This is a genomic window from Streptomyces sp. NPDC018947 (genome assembly GCF_044390505.1).
Taxonomy (GTDB): Bacteria; Actinomycetota; Actinomycetes; order Streptomycetales; family Streptomycetaceae; genus Streptomyces.
Genome location: NZ_JBIRZD010000008.1, coordinates 117085 through 134418 on the forward strand (window position 1 = coordinate 117085; position 17334 = coordinate 134418).

Here is a 17334-nt window from a genome sequence, read left to right on the forward strand (position 1 = left end):
GATGTATTGCCGTCCCGATGTAGCGAGGAGCAGATGTAGCGAGGAGCAGATGTACGAGGTGCTCGATGTACCGCGGTCGTGCGCGAGAATGCGGGCATGCTGGAGCTCGCCATCCTCGGTTTCCTCTACGACGCCCCGCTGCACGGCTACGAACTGCGCAAGCGGATCAGCGCGCTGACCGGACACGTGCGTCCCGTCGCCGAGAGCACGCTCTATCCCGCGATCAAGCGCCTGGAGAAGGCGGGGCTGCTCGCCCGCACCACGCAGCCGGGCTCGGTCGCCGCCCCGCGTCACGTCCTGACACTCACCGAGGAGGGCAGGCGGGAACTACGCCGCCGGCTCGCCGAGCCCGCGCGACGCGACATCACGGACGAGAACCGCTGGTTCACGGTGCTCGCCTTCCTCCGGCACCTGGACGACGCCCCCGCCCAGGCGGCCGTACTGCGCCGCAGGCTGGCCTTCCTCGAGGAGCCCGCGAGCTTCTTCTACGACGGCGACCGGCCGCTCGTCGCCGAGGAGCTGGACGATCCCTTCCGGCGCGGTGTCCTGACCATCGCCCGGGCGACGTCGCGGGCCGAACTCACCTGGCTGCGGGAGACGATCGACTCACTCGACGGGTGACGTGCCGCCCGGGCGGCGCACCGGGCAGCCTCCCGTGCCGGGGACCGGGCGAGTGCCCAGCTCCGCCAGCCGGTAGCCCTCGGGGTAGCCCTTGACCTCCCTGTTCTGCCGGGCGAAGTGCGGGGCGCGGCGCGGTGGCATCAGGCGGACCACGCGCCCCCGCAGCCGGACCGCGCGGCGCACGAGGGCGCGGGTGGCGGGAGCCGGCGGGGTGTAGCGGAAGGCGCGCAGAAGGGGCTCGTCGAGCAGGGCGAGTGTGCCGGTGCGCAACAGGGGTGCGAGGGGGCGCGGGTACCAGGAGGTCATGAGGTCGAGCGTGGCGTCGGCGACGCGGCGTCCGCCCTCGTCCCAGGCGAAGTGGGCCTCTTCGTAGGCGTCGAGGCAGGCCTCGAACTCCTCGTAGGACTCCGGGATGTCCTTGATGCCCATGTGCTGTCCCAGCGTGCGGTAGTACACGGCACAGGCGACGGTCTCGTGGCGGGACATCCTGCGCCATCCGTAGGCGTCGATCCAGCGTTTGGGTGTCACGACGAACGTGCACAGGACGTACCGCATGTCCTCGTCGCCGATGTCGTAGCTGCGGTGCATCTGGTTGATCCGGCGGATCGCCGTGCGCCCTTGTTCGCTGCCGAATCCGTGCTCGACGACCGCGTCGAGCAGCAGCACGGTGTCGTCGTACCGCTTCTGGGCGCGGTCGGTGAGTTCCGCCGTCTCTGCCAGCAGCCGGCCGATGCTCGGGACGGCGTAGGTGCGGTAGAGGGCGAGTTCGAGGGCGCGGGTGAAGTCCCAGGGGAACTCATGGACCGAGGAGAGCCGGTAGATCTCCCAGGCGTCCCGGTACGGGTCCAGCCGCCGGATCTCCGCCAGCCGTTCGAAACGCTTCACCGTGGCCGTCCCCTTCTGCCGTAGGAGCTGCAACTCTACGTTGAGAAGCAGGAGATGAGAGCTCGGCCAGGGTGACGGCAGGGGAGGGTGGTCAGCTTGTTCGGCAGGACTCGCGAGACCTGGAAGAGATGGACCGGCACGCGGCGCGCACAGGAGAGGACGGAGCGGGAGGCACGCTCGCACAATCTGTTCGAGGCCGCCGCGGCGTACGTCACGGCGTGCGCGGACGACAACCAGGAGGGCATCGACGAGGTGGCGGGATGGGTGTCACCGGAGGCGCTGTCCTTCGGGGTGAACGAGCTCGCCTGCCGGGCGGTCGTCGCGCTCGCGCGGGAGCGCGGTGAATCGCCCCGGGACGTGGCGCGTGCGCTGCTGGGGCTGCCGGCGGCGTGACGCGCGCAGGTCCTGTGAAGGTCGGTCGAATCGCCCCCGCCAGCCGGAGAACCGCAGCTCGGGTGCGTCGGGGACCCGTGACAAGCGCCTCCTCGCCGCACTAGGGTGCGCGCCGTTGGACGAACCGATGGGGAGGCTGGGATGGCCGGGACGGACGAGGACGCCGTCGCCGCCGCGGACGACGCGCTCTACGTGCTGACGGCGGTGCTTCTGACGCCGGCGAAGTTCCCGAGCGTCCTGGGCGACGACTACCCGGAGGCGTGCGCCGCTCTCGGGCTCCCGCCGCTGGCCGACGGCTACGGCCTGGTGCTCGGCCAGGACGGGGACGGTGCCCGGTGGACCGTCGTCATCGACGACGCCTCGCTGGTCGCCGTCGCCGTGGCCTCCTGGGACTGCGGGATGGAGTACGACCTGTCGCCGGACGAGCGTACGGTCGTCAGTGTCCTGCCCGGCTGGCCCCTCGCGGTCGCCGTGGCGGCGCCGGACGTGCCCGCGCCGCACGATCCCGGCCCGGGGTCCGCCGACCGGCCCGCGCTGGCGCCGCCGGACACCTCGGTCTGGGGGCCCGCCCAGCGGCGTCTGGGGGCCGACGAGATCGCCCTCCAGTGGGCGCGGTGGCGGGATCAGGTCGACGACGCCGACTTCCCGGAACCGGCCGGTGAGGCGAGCGGCGGTGCGGACCGGGAGCCTTCGGCCGATGCCGAGGGCGCCGGTGCCGACTCGCGGGCGGACGGTGCGGAAGGGACCGGTGCCGCGGGGCACGGCGGGGTCCGGCGGGTGCTCGCGGAGGCGCGTGCCTACGTCGACGCGCCACCGCCGCTCGGCCGCGTCCGGTCGTCGTTCGCGCCGGGCGACGCGCGGACCCTGCGCGCCGACGGCCCCGGCTGGTCACTCGTCGCCAGGACCGACGACATCGCCTTCGTGCTGCTGGACGAGGAGCCCGGGGAGGTCCTGCCGGTGGGCCGTGGACCGGAGCTGCCCGGACTCCTGGAAGCCCTCGACCGGATGGCCGTCCGGCCGAGCTGATCGGGCCGTCGCCCTTCGAGCCTCCGCTACGAGACGTGTTCCTCCCGTCTGCGCCCGGTGTCACCGGTCGGCGTACGACGCGCTGAGCCCGATGGGTGGAGCCGGGCGCCGCGCCGCCCGCCGACCGCGCGGGGGTCCGCGGACGGCGGCGTGGTCAGCTCCTGCGACCCGGCCGGGAGGACCGCGACAGAGCGTCGAGGCCCGCCGGACGGGCCGCGGGCATCAGCGGCCGAGTTCCTTGCGCGTGACGCGGCGCAGCCTGCGCCGCTGCGAGGGGTCGAGCGTGAGGTACGCGGCGGCCGGGACTCCGAGGATGATCAGCAGGGCGGCCCACCAGGGCAGCCAGATGAGCAGGATGAGCCCGGCCGCCACACCCCCAGCGGCGATCTTGGCGTTGTTCGACATGGTGCGCCTCCTTAGCGGCCACTGCCGCACTCTGTTCTGAGAACGGGCCCGCGCTTCCCGCGGTTCCGCACCTCGCCCCTGAGAGAACCCTGAGACCTGACCTCTACCCGCCCCCGCCCGGCCCGCTCCCCGTCGCCGGGACTCCGCCGATCGGGTGGCGGAGGACAGGCCGCACCCTCGACCCTGAAGCATGGTGTACAATCGGCGCCCGCATCCCCACTAGTCAAATTTGAGGACTACGTCATCACCGCGCAGACGACGCTTCACCACCCTCCCCCGGATCCTTCGGAACTCTCCCGCTGCTGTGCCGTGTTCCTGCCCGGCGACCCGGCACGGACCGGCACCGTCGCCTTCTGGCGGCCGGACGGAGCGGACCCGCCGTCCGTCGCGCCGGGGACCGTCGAGGAGCTGACGGTCGTGGTGCCCGACGGCGACGGCGTGGCACCGGCCGACGTGCCCGCCGCCCTGCTGCCGGTGAGGGCCGCACTGCCGGTCCTCACGCGCGCGCGTGCCGACGCCCACGGCCATCGGGCCGCCGTGTTCTGGGGTGCCGTCGCCGTCGAGGCGCTGCACCTGCTGGCGCGGGGTCTGCTGCTGCCCGGCCTGTCGGCGTCCGACCACGACGCCTGGCGGACGGGTCCGCTGAGCGCCCAGGAGGTCCAGCGGCTCCGCCATCTGGCCGCCGCCATGCCCCCCGAGGCGCACGCGACCCCGGTGGACGGCGCCGGGCCCCCGCGGCTGCCCGACCCGGAGCGGCTGGTCCGCGCCTTCCTGGACGCCGTCGCGGACACGCTGCCCCGCTCCCCCGCCGCCGCGCTCGTGACGGGCGGCCCCGCCTACGCGGCGCCCCAGCCGCAGAGACTGCCCGAGCTGCGCGCCTGGGCCGCCGACGTCGCCGCGGCCCACGACACGGGCGTACGGCTGTCGCTGCGCGTGGAGGTGCGGAATCCGCGGGGCGGCTCCGAGGACGCGCCGCCGGCGTTCCGGGTCGTTCCGCAGGTGCACTCCATGAGCGATCCGTCGCTCGTCGCGGACACCGCCGCGGTGTGGGCCGGTGGGGTGGAGGACGCGTTCGGCACGCGTGCGCGTACGGACACCCTGCTCGCGCTCCGCCGCGCGGCACGGGCGTGGCCGCCGCTGGCGCCGCTGCTGGCGGCGGCGGTGCCGGAGGCCGTCGACCTCGCCGACGAGGAGGTCGGCGAGCTGCTCGGCGCGGGCAGCCGCGCGCTCGCCGGCGCCGGGATCGACGTCCACTGGCCGCGCGAGCTGGTCCGCGAGCTGACCACCCGCGCCGAGGTCGGACCGGCCGACGACGAGCCCGGACCGGGCCGCCTCTCCCCGTACAGCGGGACGTCGTTCCTGTCCGCCGACGCGCTGATCGCCTTCGACTGGCGGTTCACCCTGGGCGACACGAGCCTCACGCGCGAGGAGCTGGACCGGCTCGCCGAGTCCGGGCGGCCCGTGGTGCGGCTGCGCGACCAGTGGGTCCTCGTGGACCCCGAGGAGGTGCGCCGGGCCCACGCGCGCGAGGACCGCAAGGTCACCCCCGTGGACGCGCTCGCCGCGGCGCTGACGGGCTCGGCCGAGGCCGACGGGGGCCACGTCGAGGTCCGGCCCACCGGCTGGCTGGCGGAACTGCGGGAACGGATCACCGACCCGGAGGGACAGGACACCGTCGCACAGCCGGCCGCGCTCGACGCCACGCTCCGCGACTACCAGCGGCGGGGCCTGAACTGGCTCGCCCGCATGACCTCGCTTGGCCTCGGCTGCTGCCTCGCCGACGACATGGGCCTCGGCAAGACCATCACCCTGATTGCCCTCCACCTGCACCGTCAGACCGACGCTTCGGCCGCCGGCCCCACCCTGGTGGTCTGTCCGACGTCGCTGATGGGCAACTGGCAGCGCGAGATCGAGCGGTTCGCGCCCGGCACGCCCGTGCGCCGCTTCCACGGCACCCGGCGGGAGCTGGCGGACCTGGCCGACGGCGAGTTCGTGCTGACCACCTACGGCACCATGCGCCTGGACGCGGAACGGCTGGCCGCCGTGGCGTGGGGCATGGTCGTGGCGGACGAGGCGCAGCACGTGAAGAACCCGTACTCGGAGACCGCGCGGCAACTGCGCTCCCTTCGCGCACGCGCGCGCGTGGCGCTCACCGGCACTCCGGTGGAGAACAACCTCTCGGAGCTGTGGGCGATCATGGACTGGGCCACACCGGGGCTGCTGGGCCGGCTCGGCACCTTCCGCATGCGGTACGCGCGGGCCGTCGAGAACGGCCAGGACCCGGCGGCGGCGGAGCGGCTGGCCCGCCTCGTACGGCCGTTCCTGCTGCGGCGCCGCAAGTCGGACCCGGGGATCGCTCCCGAGCTGCCGCCCAAGACGGAGACGGACCGCCCCGTGCCGCTGACCCCGGAGCAGGCGGGCCTGTACGAGGCGGTGGTGCGCGAGGCGCTCGCGGAGATCTCCGGGAGCGGCAGCATGGCCCGGCGCGGACTGATCGTGAAGCTGCTGACGGGCCTGAAGCAGATCTGCAACCACCCGGCGCAGTTCCTCAAGGAGGACCTCGCGGACTCCCCGAGGATCGCGGGCCGCTCGGGGAAGCTGGAACTCCTGGACGAGCTGCTCGGCACGATCCTCGCCGAGGACGCGAGCGTGCTCGTGTTCACGCAGTACGTGCGCATGGCCAGGCTGCTCGAACAGCACCTGGCCGCCCGCGGTGTGCCGTCCCTGCTCCTGCACGGCGGGACGTCCGTCTCGGAGCGGGAGGCGCTGGTGCGGCGGTTCCAGGACGGCGAGGTCCCGGTGTTCCTGCTGTCGTTGAAGGCGGCGGGCACCGGGTTGAACCTCACGCGCGCGGAGCACGTCGTGCACTACGACCGGTGGTGGAATCCGGCCGTGGAGGCGCAGGCGACGGACCGCGCCCACCGGATCGGCCAGACCCGTCCGGTGCAGGTCCACCGGCTGATCGCGGAGGGGACCGTCGAAGACCGCATCGCGGCCCTGCTGCACCGCAAGAGCGCGCTCGCCGACGCCGTCCTGGGAGCCGGCGAGGCGGCGCTCACGGAGCTGACGGACGCGGAACTGGCCGACCTGGTCGAGCTGCGCGGAGGTGCGCGATGAACCACCACGACGGTGACACGGAACGGACGTTCGCCCCGCTGCCGCCCGCGCACGGGAGGGGATTCGCGCAGACCTGGTGGGGCCGGGCCTGGCTGTCGGCGCTGGAGGACGCGGCCATGGACGGCAAGCAGGTGAAGGCCGGGCGCCGCCTCGCGCGCGCGGGAGCGGTCGGTGCGGTCTCGGTGCGTCCCGGGCGCATCACGGCGGTCGTCCGGGACCTTGACGGGTCGCCCCACCGCGCCGATGTCCTGCTGGAGCAGTTGTCCGACGAGCAGTGGGATCGCTTCGTCGACATGGCGGCCGAGCGGTCCGGTCATGTGGCGGCGCTGCTGGACCGGGAGATGCCGCCGCATCTCGTCGAGGACGCGGCGTCGGCCGGCATCGACCTGCTGCCCGGCATGGGCGATCTGGAGCCCGAGTGCGACTGCGGCACCTGGGACCACTGCGGGCACACCGCCGCGCTCTGCTACCAGGTGGCGCGCCTGCTGGACCAGGATCCCCTCGTCCTGCTGCTGATGCGGGGACGCGGTGAGGAGGCCGTACTGGCCGCGCTGCACGGGCGCGACGGCGCGCCCGCCGAGGAGACGGCCGGCGACCCGGAGGGCGTGGACGCCGCCGAGGCCTACGCGGCGGGGGCCGTGCTGCCTCCGCTGCCCGCGCCTCCCGCCGTTCCGGACGAGCCGGGTGAGCCGCCCCTCCTGGACACCGGGACGGAGCCCGCGCCCGGTGCGGACCCGGCGGCGCTGTCCTTCCTGGCCTCCCGTACGGCGGCGGAGGCGCACCGCCTTCTCGCGGAGGCCCTGCGCACCGGGCAGGACAGCCCGGCCGCCGGCGCGGAGCTGACGGCCGCGCAGGACGCGGTGAGGCTGGCCGCGGGCGAGCCCGGAGCGGCCACTCGGGACCGTCTCGCCGAAGGGTCGGGCCGCGACCCGGAGGAACTGGCCGCGGCGGTAGGCGCGTGGCGGCTCGGTGGCGCCGCCGCGCTGTCGGTGCTGGAGGAGGAGTGGACCGTGCGGGGCGAGAGGCTTGCACGCGCGCGTGCGGCACTGGAGGCGGCGTGGGACGGCGACGAGGGGCCCGCCCTGCGCACGCGCGCCAACCACTGGACGGTCGCCGGCTCACCGCACCAGCTCCGCCTGGACCGCGAGGGCCGTTGGTGGCCGTTCCGCGAGGAGGGCGGCCGCTGGGTTCCCGTGGGCGGCCCGGCCAAGGATCCGGCGACGGCCCTGGCGTGGGCGGCGCACCCGTCCGGGGACGAGCAGTGACGCCGTGAGTCTCCCGCGGCGGTACGGGCGTCGGGCCCGTACCGCCGGGTCGGCCGCGCGGTCACCCGGCCGGGGCCGTCGCGGGCTCCTGGGCGGGCGCCGCCCGGTCACGCGAGGCCGCCCCGGTGCGGGCTCGTACGGCGGGCCCGCGGATCGCCACGCGGCACGGCGGGGCGGTACCCGTCGGCCCACCGAGCCCGCCGGCCACGAAGCCCGTGCCGTGCCCGAAGCCCGCCGCTCACGGAGCCGGCGCCGCGTCGGAGGTACGGCCCGGTCGCGGCGCTACGGGGCCATGGAGCCGGCCCGCCGCAGCAGGGGCAGGACGTGGTCCGTGACGGCGGGTGCGAGGCGGATGTCGGTTTCGTGTCCGGTGATCCACCGCATGTCCGCCAGCTCGGCGGCGGGCCGGGGCGTCCGGTCGATCCGGGCCTCGAAGAGCGTCAGACGCATCGGCACGTCCTCCAGGACCGCGACCGACTCGACCTCGGCCAGCAGACGGGGTCGCCGGGGCTCGACCCCCAGTTCCTCGTCCAGCTCGCGGACCAGGGACTCCAGCGGCTCCTCCCCCGCGTCGGGCTTGCCTCCGGGCAGGTAGAAGACGTCCGGGGCGGCACGCTTGCTCACGACGAGCAGGCGCCCCTCCCGCACGATCGCCGCCGCCACGACGGCGAGCGGCTCGGCCTCACCGGAGCCCGGGGCAACCCTCACTCCACGCTCTTGTGTCATGCCCGTCATCCTCCCAGGCGCCCGGAATGCCCTGACGGGGGCCTCCCGCACGCCGGGCGCACGCGCCGCTCCGGCTCCTCCCCGGGGGACGGGGCCGGAGCGGTGTCGCCGGGGGCTCAGCGGACGCCGAGGAGGTGGTCCATGGCGAGCTGGTCGAGGTGCTCGAAGGCCATGCCCCGCTCGGCGGCGGCGTCGACGTCGAACGTGTCGAAGGCCGTGACGTCCTCCAGGAGCCCCTCGAGCCCGTCGGGGGCGGTCGGCAGCGCGAGTTCGTCCAGGCGGGCCGCGGCGAGGGCCTCCCGCACGGCGGGGTCGGCGCGGAAGGCGGCGGCCCGGTCCTTCAGGACGAGGTAATTGCGCATGCAGCCGGCCGCCGACGCCCACACTCCGTCGAGGTCCTCCGTGCGCGGCGGCTTGAAGTCGAAGTGCCGCGGCCCCGCGTACCCGGCGCGCTCCAGCAGGTCGACGAGCCAGAACGCGGCACGCAGGTCACCGGCGCCGAAGCGGAGGTCCTGGTCGTACTTGATGCCGGACTGGCCGTTGAGGTCGATGTGGAACAGCTTGCCCGCCCACAGGGCCTGCGCGATGCCGTGCGGGAAGTTCAGACCCGCCATCTGCTCGTGCCCGACCTCGGGGTTCACGCCGTACAGGTCGGGACGCTCCAGCCGTTCGATGAACGCGAGCGCGTGTCCCACCGTGGGCAGCAGGATGTCGCCGCGCGGCTCGTTCGGCTTCGGCTCGATCGCGAACCTGATGTCGTACCCCTGCCCGGTGACGTACTCGCCGAGCAGGTCGAAGGCCTCCTTCATGCGCTCCAGGGCGTCCCGTACGTCCTTCGCGGCGCCGGACTCCGCACCCTCGCGACCGCCCCAGGCGACGTACACCGAGGCACCCAGTTCCACGGCCAGGTCGATGTTGCGGATCGTCTTGCGCAGCGCGTAGCGGCGCACGTCCCGGTCGTTCGCGGTGAAGGCGCCGTCCTTGAACACCGGGTGCGTGAACAGGTTCGTCGTCGCCATCGGCACCTTCATGCCGGTCGCGTCGAGCGCCTGCCGGAACCGCTTGATCCGGGCCTGCCGCTCCGAGTCGTCCGAGCCGAACGGGATCAGGTCGTCGTCGTGGAACGTGACGCCGTACGCGCCCAGCTCGGCCAGCCGCCGCACCGACTCGACCGGGTCGAGCGCCGGACGGGTGGCGTCGCCGAACGGGTCCCGGCCCTGCCAGCCGACCGTCCACAGGCCGAACGTGAACTTGTCCTCGGGAGTGGGCTGGTAGCTCATTTCACGGCTCCTCGGCTCGCTGGCGCTTATTTCGTCATGGCGATTTACAAATTAGTATGCACACGCGGTTCCGGGAAGGGAACAAGGTGCCCCCGCAGGGTCGTGTCCGAGTCGTCCGGGTCAGCCGCGAAGTCCCCCCAGGAGAGGGAGTAGCCCGATGTCAGCAGCCGAGGGTCCGCTCGTCGTCGGTGTGGACTCGTCCACCCAGTCCACCAAGGCGCTGGTCGTGGACGCGGCCACCGGCCGGGTCGTCGCGAGCGGCCAGGCACCGCACACCGTGTCCTCCGGCGCGGGCCGCGAGAGCGACCCGCGGCAGTGGTGGGACGCCCTCCGCACGGCCCTGCGCCAGTGCGGTGAGGCGGCGCACGAGGCCGCCGCCGTGTCGGTCGCCGGACAGCAGCACGGTCTCGTCACGCTGGACGCCGACGGCGAACCGGTGCGCCCGGCGCTGCTGTGGAACGACGTGCGCTCCGCTCCGCAGGCCCGCCGGCTGGTGGAGGAGCTGGGCGGCGCGAAGGTCTGGGCGGACCGCACGGGCAGCGTGCCCGGCGCCTCGTTCACGGTCACCAAGTGGGCCTGGCTGGCCGAGCACGAGCCGGAGGCGGCGCGCGCCGTCAGGGCGGTGCGTCTCCCCCACGACTATCTGACCGAGCGGCTCACCGGCGAGGGGACCACCGACCGCGGTGACGCGTCCGGCACCGGCTGGTGGGCGTCCGGGCCCGAGTCGTACGACGAGGACGTCCTCGCGCGCGTGGGGCTCGATCCCGCGCTGCTGCCCCGCGTGGTCCGGCCCGGCGAGGTGGCCGGGACGGTGCGCGACAGCCACGATCTGCCGTTCTCCAGGGGCACCCTGGTCGCCGCCGGCACCGGGGACAACGCGGCGGCCGCGCTGGGCCTCGGCCTGCGCCCCGGTGTGCCGGTGATGAGCCTCGGCACCTCCGGCACGGTGTACGCCGTGTCACGCCGCCGGACCGCCGACCCGACCGGCACCGTGGCGGGCTTCGCCGACGCGCGGGGCGACTGGCTGCCGCTGGCCTGCACCCTCAACTGCACGCTCGCCGTCGACCGCGTGGCGGCCCTGCTGGGGCTGGACCGGGAGGCCGTCGAGCCCGGCACGGACGTCACGTTCCTGCCCTACCTCGACGGCGAGCGCACTCCGAACCTGCCGCACTCCTCCGGCCTGCTGTACGGGCTGCGCCACGACACGAGTGCCGGGCAACTGCTCCAGGCCGCCTACGACGGCGCGGTCCACTCGCTGCTCGGTGCGCTCGACCTGGTCCTCGACGCGGACGCCGATCCCTCCGCGCCACTGCTGCTGATCGGCGGCGGCGCGCGCGGGGCGGCGTGGCAGCGGACCGTACGACGCCTCTCGGGACGTCCCGTCCGGATTCCCGAGGCGAAGGAGCTGGTGGCGCTCGGCGCGGCGGCGCAGGCGGCCGGTCTGCTGACCGGGGAGGACCCGGCGGCGGTCGCCCGGCGCTGGAATACGGCCGCGGGTCCGGTGCTCGACGCCGTGGAACGGGACGAGGCGACGCTGGCCAGGATCGCCGGGGTAGTCTCCGACGCGGGGCGGCTGCTGGAACGGGACGGGGGTGCCCGCTGAGGGCGGGGCGATTCCGCACGAGGTTGCCGGCAGGCGCCGCCGGAGGACGTTCCGGCCGGGGCGGTGAGGATGCCGGACACCGGGGCCGGTGACGGACCCGGCCGCCGGGGATCGCCGGACCGGTGGTGCGCCGGGTGGCACTGTTCCGGCCGATCGACGGACGTCGCCGTCGCGGTCCTGCGCCGGGCTTGCGGTGACGGCCCCGGGCCCGCGAGCCGCCGTGCCGACCCGAAACCGACCGAGACCCGACGAGTACCGAACGAGGACTGACGGAGGCATGACCGCACCGCCGCACGAAACCCGTCCGCCCCGCCCGGGGCGGGCGCTGCCGGACACCCAGCAGGGCATGCGCCGCCGCAACCTCGCCCGGGTGATGCACACCGTCAGCGCCGAGGGGCCGCTGTCCCGGGCCTCGGTCGCCTCACGGATCGGACTGACGCGTGCGGCGGTGTCGACCCTCGTGGACGAGCTGATCCGCTCGGGACTGCTGGAAGAACTGGGGCCCGAACGTCCCGGACGGGTGGGCCGGCCCGGCTCGGCGCTCGCCGTCAGCGCGCGGGGGCCGGCGGGGATCGGCGCGGAGATCGGGGTCGACCACCTCGCGGTCTGCGCGGTGGACCTGCGCGGCGAGGTGCGGGCGCGGGCCGTCCGGCACGGCAGCCATCGGGGCAGCTCACCGGAGCCGGTGCTCGAGCAGCTCACCGGCCTGGTGCGCCGGGTCACCGACGAGGCGGAGGCCGAGGGACTGTGGCCGGCCGGGGTCGCGGTGGCCGTGCCGGGTCTGGTGGCGCGGGACGGCCGCACCGTCGTCCACGCCCCGAACCTCGACTGGCACGACGCCGATCTGGGCGCCCTGCTGCCGTGCGACGTGCCGTTGACCGTGGACAACGAGGCCAACTTCGGCGCGCTCGCCGAGCTGTGGCTCGGGGACGGCACACCGCGGGACTTCCTGCACGTCTCCGCCGAGATAGGCATCGGTGCGGGTGTGGTCGTCGACGGGCGCCTGCTGCGCGGGACCCGGGGGTTCGCGGGCGAGCTGGGACACGTGCCCGTGTATCCGGACGGGCCCGAGTGCGCCTGCGGCGGCCGGGGCTGCCTTGAGCAGTACGCCGGTGAGGAGGCGGTGCTGCGCGCGGCCGGGGTGGAACCGGGCGAGGACCGCGTCGGCGTGCTCGCGGGCCGTGCCGCCGAGGGCGACGAACGCGTACGCCGTGCCCTGCGCGAGGCGGGGACCGCGCTCGGTGTCGCACTGACCGGCGCGGTGAACCTGCTGGACCCGGAGAGCGTGGTGCTGGGCGGAGCGCTGGCCGGTCTGGCGCCCTGGCTGCTGCCCTCGCTGCGGGAGGAACTGGCCCGGCGCACGGCCGGCCCGGCCTGCCCCGTCTCCGTGTCGGCGCTGGGACCCGAGGGACCGCTCCTCGGGGCGGCCCACTCGGTGATACGCGGGGTCCTGGACGACCCGGCGACGGCGGTGGCCGGGCGGGTCTGACACGGGGAGGGTCTGAGGGGGGACGAACGGCGGCAGGGCCCTCACCCGGCCCTCGGGGGGCGACCCGGCCCCGGACAGGACCGGCCCGGACAGGGGCCGGCCGTGCCCGGCGTGTCCCGTGTGGGCCAGGTCAGTGAGCCGGCGGAGCCCGGCGCGTCCAACCCGGCAGGCCGGGGAGTCCTGGCTACCTTGCCGGTACTGGCCGGTCCGGCCGGAGCAGCAGACCAAGGACGGAGGCCAGGCCCCGGAAAATGCCAGAACCACGCCCCGCCCCGTACCCCACTCACTCGATCGTGTGAGCGACGTATCCACAAGTCCCCGGCCGTCCACCGAAACGCGACGCGCCCTTATGCCCAACCCGCCACGCCCGTACCGTGATTGAGGCGGACGCACCGTGTGAGCGCGACACGGGCGCACCGCAATGCCCGGCAGTGCACCTCGCTTCGGCCCCGCTCCCCGCAACCGACCCGTCGCACCACCGTCGGCCACCGTACGCGGCCGGACGGCCACGCCCCGGAACAGCGCATCCCCACGAGCGCACCCACTCCCCCCACAACGAAAGGCGGTACTCCCCCATGGAAACGGAAAGGGCTTCAGCGCATCCGACCAGGCGGCGGCTCCTTCAGGGCGCCGCGCTCGCCACCGTCCCCTCCGTACTGCTCTCCGGCACCGGGGCCGCCGCGCGGCCGCGGGCCGTCGACTACCCGTCCGCGGAGTGGCAGCCGGCGAGCACGTCCAACTACAGCCGGTCGAACCGCCCCATGACCTACCCCGTCGACTACGTCGTCGTCCACGTCACGCAGGAGACGTACGCCGACACGCTGTCCATCTTCAGCAACCCCGACAGACAGGTGTCCGCGCACTACGTCGTCCGGTCCGCCGACGGGCACGTGGCCCAGTGCGTGCGCGAGTCCGACATCGCCTGGCACGCGGGGAACTGGGACTACAACACCCGCAGCATCGGCATCGAGCACGAGGGCTGGGTGGACCAGCCGGAGTACTTCACCGACGCCCTGTACGAGGAGTCGGCGCGCCTGACCGCGGCGATCTGCACCCGGTACGGCATCCCCAGGGACCGCGAGCACATCATCGCCCACCACGAGGTACCGGGCAGCGACCACACGGACCCGGGGCCGCTGTGGGACTGGACCCGGTACATCAGATTGGTCAACTTCGCCTGACGCCGGGCGGACGGCCACATTCGGGTGACGGGGCCGGTCGAAGAGGTTGTCCGTGCCCTTCCGGAGCGTGACGATGTCCCCAGTCGCATCGCCGCGCGGGGAGGGCCGAGTTGACCGATTCCTGGCTGGCTCTGGAACCTGGGGCCGATCCTGTCGAGCGCGCACGGACGCTGCGGCGCGCGCACGAGACGTTCACCGAGGCGGGCACGGTGCCGCGCCCGGTGCGCGCCGTGGTGGCGGAGTCGTGGCGGCGGTCGGTCCGGGCGGGGGTCGGCCCGGACGGCACCGCGAGCGTGGAGCTCATGGACGACGACCTCGGCGCCTACCGGGCCGAACACCCGCTCGCGCGGGTGATGCCGCTCTTCCGCGAGCTGCTGGGGACGTTCGCGGCGGACGGCGAGCATCTGCTGGCGGTGTGCGACGAGCACGGCAGACTGCTGTGGGTCGAGGGCCATCCGGCCACCCGGCGCCGTGCGGGGCGGATGAACTTCGTGCCGGGTGCCCGGTGGGCCGAGTCCGCGGTCGGCACCAATGCGCCGGGCACGGCGGTGGCCGTCGGCCGGCCGGTGCAGGTCTTCGCGGCCGAGCACTTCATCCGGAAGGTCCAGCCGTGGACGTGCGCGGCGGCCCCGGTGCACGATCCGCGCACCGGGCGGGTGCTGGGCGCCGTGGACATCACCGGCGGGAACGGGCTCGCGCATCCGCACAGCCTGGGCTTCGTCCAGGCGGTCGCGCGGGCCGCCGAGTCCCACCTGGCACTGCTGACACCGCGGCGGCCCGACACCGGGGCGGCCGAGCTGACCGCACTGGGCCGTGACGAGGCGCTGCTGAGCCGCGGCGGCCGCCGGGTCCGTCTCAGCCGGCGGCACAGCGAGATCGTGGTCCTGCTGGCGCACCGGCCGGAGGGCCTGACCGGCGACGAGCTGCTGTGCGCGCTCTACGAGGACGAGGCGGTGACGCCCGTGACGCTGCGGGCGGAAATGGCCCGGCTGCGCGGGGTGCTGGGGCCCGGAGTGCTGGCGTCGCGGCCGTACCGGCTCACGATGCCCGTCGAGTCGGACGCCGCCGTGGTCGAGCGGCGGCTGCGGGCCGGTGCGGTGACGGGGGCCGCGGCGGTGTACGGGGGTCCGTTGCTGCCCGCCTCCCAGGCTCCGGCGGTGGTGCGGCACAGGCGCCGGCTCGCGGACGGTCTGCGCACCGCGCTGATCGCCTGCCGTGACCCCGACCTGCTGGCCGACTGGGCGCACGCGCCGTGGGGCGAGGACGACCTCGACGTCTGGCGCGCACTTGCGGCCGTCCGGCCCACCGCCGCGGTCCGGTCACGGCTGGCCGCGCTGCAGCGCGAGCTGGGGCTGCCGGCCCGGTGACCGCCCGCCCGTGACCGGCGCGCCGACCCGAGCGCCGCCGCCACGGCACGCAACGTCCGCGCAACCTCGCGGTCCCTAGCCTCGCCGAGAGCTGTCCGACGGCGGGCAGCGCACGATGAGGGAGGCAGACCAGGATGACCCGTTACGCGGCGCCCGGCACCGAGGGCGCGATCGTCTCCTACGAGTCGCGCTACGACCACTTCATCGGCGGCGAGTACGTGCCGCCGGTGCGCGGGCAGTACTTCGAGAACCCGTCCCCCGTGAACGGGCAGCCGTTCACCGAGATCGCGCGCGGCACGGCGGAGGACGTGGAGCGGGCGCTCGACGCGGCGCACGAGGCGGCCCCGGGCTGGGGACGCACCTCGGTGACCGAGCGTTCCGACATCCTGCTGAAGATCGCGGATCGCATGGAGGCGAACCTCGAACGGCTGGCGGTCGCCGAGACCTGGGAGAACGGCAAGCCGGTGCGCGAGACGCTGGCGGCCGACATCCCCCTGGCCATCGACCACTTCCGCTACTTCGCCGGCGCGGTCCGGGCGCAGGAGGGCTCGCTCGGCGAGATCGACGACGACACGGTGGCGTACCACTTCCACGAGCCGCTGGGCGTGGTCGCGCAGATCATCCCGTGGAACTTCCCGATCCTGATGGCGACCTGGAAGCTCGCCCCGGCGCTGGCCGCCGGCAACGCGGTGGTGCTCAAGCCGGCCGAGCAGACGCCGGCGTCGATCCACTTCTGGCTGAGCCTGGTGGCGGATCTGCTGCCGCCGGGTGTCCTGAACATCGTCAACGGCTTCGGCGCGGAGGCGGGCAAGCCGCTCGCGTCGAGCCCGCGGGTGGCGAAGGTGGCGTTCACCGGGGAGACCACCACGGGCCGGCTGATCATGCAGTACGCCTCGGAGAACATCAAGCCGGTCACGCTGGAGCTCGGCGGCAAGTCGCCGAACATCTTCTTCGACGACGTCTGGGCCCGGGACGACGACTTCCGGGACAAGGCCCTCGAGGGCTTCACGATGTTCGCGCTCAACCAGGGCGAGGTGTGCACGTGCCCGTCCAGGGCGCTGGTCCAGCGCGGCCACTACGCCGAGTTCATGGAGGCCGCCGTCGCCCGCACCGAGCTGATCAAGCCCGGCCATCCGCTGGACACCGACACGATGATCGGCGCCCAGGCGTCCAACGACCAGTTGGAGAAGATCCTCTCCTACCTCGACATCGGCCGGCAGGAGGGCGCGAAGGTACTCACCGGCGGTGAACGCTTCGAGCACGAGGGCGAGTTGAAGGGCGGCTACTACGTCCAGCCCACGATCTTCGAAGGACACAACCGGATGCGGATCTTCCAGGAGGAGATCTTCGGTCCGGTCGTGTCGGTCACGGCCTTCGACGACTTCGACGACGCGATCAGGACGGCGAACGACACCCTGTACGGCCTAGGCGCCGGGGTGTGGACCCGCGACATGAACACCGCGTACCGCGCGGGCCGCGCGATCCAGGCGGGACGCGTCTGGACGAACTGCTACCACGCCTACCCGGCGCACGCGGCGTTCGGCGGCTACAAGCAGTCGGGGATCGGCCGGGAGAACCACAAGATGATGCTGGAGCACTACCAGCAGACCAAGAACCTGCTGGTGAGCTACTCGCCGAAGAAGCTCGGGTTTTTCTGAGCCGCTTCTGCGAGACACGTCACCATGCTCTGAGTGCGGTCGAGATCGCGAGCCGTCGGGCGGTGGTGCGGTGGGCGGCACCTGATGACGTCCCCCGCACCACCTCCGCGACAGTGAGCGGCGATCAAGCTGTCCATGGCTGGGCGTGCGAGACCGCGAGGCTCCCGAGTCGCCTCGCCGTCGACTGGCGTGCGGATCTCCATGCGGACCTGGGCGGTCCGTCACTGCCACCGATGCCTGACGAACACGTCTGGGGGACCCTTCGCGATCGTGCCGTCGACTCCCGCTGGTACGCGGCCCGGTACGCCCGAGATCATG

14 protein-coding genes are annotated in these 17334 nt (G+C 74.0%); 10 read left to right on the forward strand and 4 right to left on the reverse strand.

What is annotated here, in order from left to right; all coding sequences use genetic code 11:
- Positions 1-96 precede the first annotated feature (96 nt).
- Positions 97-621, forward strand: a complete 525-nt coding sequence (locus ACH499_RS17190) for a PadR family transcriptional regulator (protein WP_399016580.1) — start codon at positions 97-99, stop codon at positions 619-621.
- On the opposite strand, the gene ACH499_RS17195 is transcribed toward ACH499_RS17190, so the two are convergent.
- Positions 607-1506, reverse strand: coding sequence for an oxygenase MpaB family protein (locus ACH499_RS17195; protein WP_399016582.1), 900 nt, complete (start codon positions 1504-1506; stop codon positions 607-609). The two genes, ACH499_RS17190 and ACH499_RS17195, sit on opposite strands and share 15 nt — an antisense overlap.
- Before the next feature lie 96 nt (positions 1507-1602).
- Between ACH499_RS17195 and ACH499_RS17200 the strand changes: the two genes are divergently transcribed.
- The gene (locus ACH499_RS17200) at positions 1603-1899 is read left to right on the forward strand and encodes a hypothetical protein (RefSeq protein WP_399016584.1); all 297 of its coding nucleotides are present in this window, start codon (positions 1603-1605) and stop codon (positions 1897-1899) included.
- Positions 1900-2040: 141 nt separating this feature from the next.
- Complete coding sequence (locus ACH499_RS17205) at positions 2041-2925, forward strand: hypothetical protein (protein WP_356202785.1); 885 nt, start codon at positions 2041-2043, stop codon at positions 2923-2925.
- 222 nt (positions 2926-3147) lie between these two features.
- On the opposite strand, the gene ACH499_RS17210 is transcribed toward ACH499_RS17205, so the two are convergent.
- Positions 3148-3330, reverse strand: a complete 183-nt coding sequence (locus ACH499_RS17210) for a hypothetical protein (protein ID WP_356202787.1) — start codon at positions 3328-3330, stop codon at positions 3148-3150.
- Positions 3331-3573: 243 nt separating this feature from the next.
- Here ACH499_RS17210 and ACH499_RS17215 point away from each other — a divergent pair, with 243 nt between their 5' ends.
- A complete protein-coding gene (locus tag ACH499_RS17215; RefSeq protein ID WP_399016836.1) occupies positions 3574-6447 on the forward strand; it encodes a DEAD/DEAH box helicase in 2874 nt (957 codons plus the stop codon).
- Entirely contained in the window at positions 6444-7712 is a 1269-nt protein-coding gene (locus tag ACH499_RS17220) for an SWF or SNF family helicase (RefSeq protein WP_399016586.1), read from the forward strand. The genes ACH499_RS17215 and ACH499_RS17220 overlap by 4 nt, the downstream gene beginning before the upstream one ends.
- Positions 7713-7994: 282 nt before the next feature.
- Here the strand turns inward: ACH499_RS17220 and ACH499_RS17225 are convergent, their stop codons facing one another.
- Positions 7995-8438 (reverse strand): NUDIX domain-containing protein, encoded by a 444-nt coding sequence (locus ACH499_RS17225; protein ID WP_399016588.1) that lies wholly within the window; start codon positions 8436-8438, stop codon positions 7995-7997.
- 116 nt (positions 8439-8554) lie between these two features.
- A complete protein-coding gene (xylA, locus tag ACH499_RS17230) occupies positions 8555-9718 on the reverse strand; it encodes a xylose isomerase (RefSeq protein ID WP_399016590.1) in 1164 nt (387 codons plus the stop codon).
- A 157-nt stretch (positions 9719-9875) separates the two neighbouring features.
- Between xylA and xylB the strand changes: the two genes are divergently transcribed.
- From xylB to adh, 5 genes are all read left to right on the forward strand, one after another.
- Positions 9876-11321: a xylulokinase gene (gene xylB, locus ACH499_RS17235; RefSeq protein ID WP_399016592.1), complete on the forward strand. Its 1446-nt coding sequence runs from the start codon at positions 9876-9878 to the stop codon at positions 11319-11321.
- A 277-nt stretch (positions 11322-11598) separates the two neighbouring features.
- On the forward strand, positions 11599-12810 hold the full coding sequence (locus tag ACH499_RS17240) for an ROK family protein (protein ID WP_399016594.1): 1212 nt from the start codon (positions 11599-11601) through the stop codon (positions 12808-12810).
- A gap of 575 nt (positions 12811-13385) precedes the next feature.
- Entirely contained in the window at positions 13386-13991 is a 606-nt protein-coding gene (locus tag ACH499_RS17245) for an N-acetylmuramoyl-L-alanine amidase (RefSeq protein WP_356202797.1), read from the forward strand.
- Between the two features lie 110 nt (positions 13992-14101).
- On the forward strand, positions 14102-15358 hold the full coding sequence (locus ACH499_RS17250) for a GAF domain-containing protein (protein ID WP_356202798.1): 1257 nt from the start codon (positions 14102-14104) through the stop codon (positions 15356-15358).
- Between the two features lie 134 nt (positions 15359-15492).
- Complete coding sequence (adh, locus tag ACH499_RS17255) at positions 15493-17016, forward strand: aldehyde dehydrogenase (protein WP_399016597.1); 1524 nt, start codon at positions 15493-15495, stop codon at positions 17014-17016.
- Positions 17017-17334: the final 318 nt, after the last annotated feature.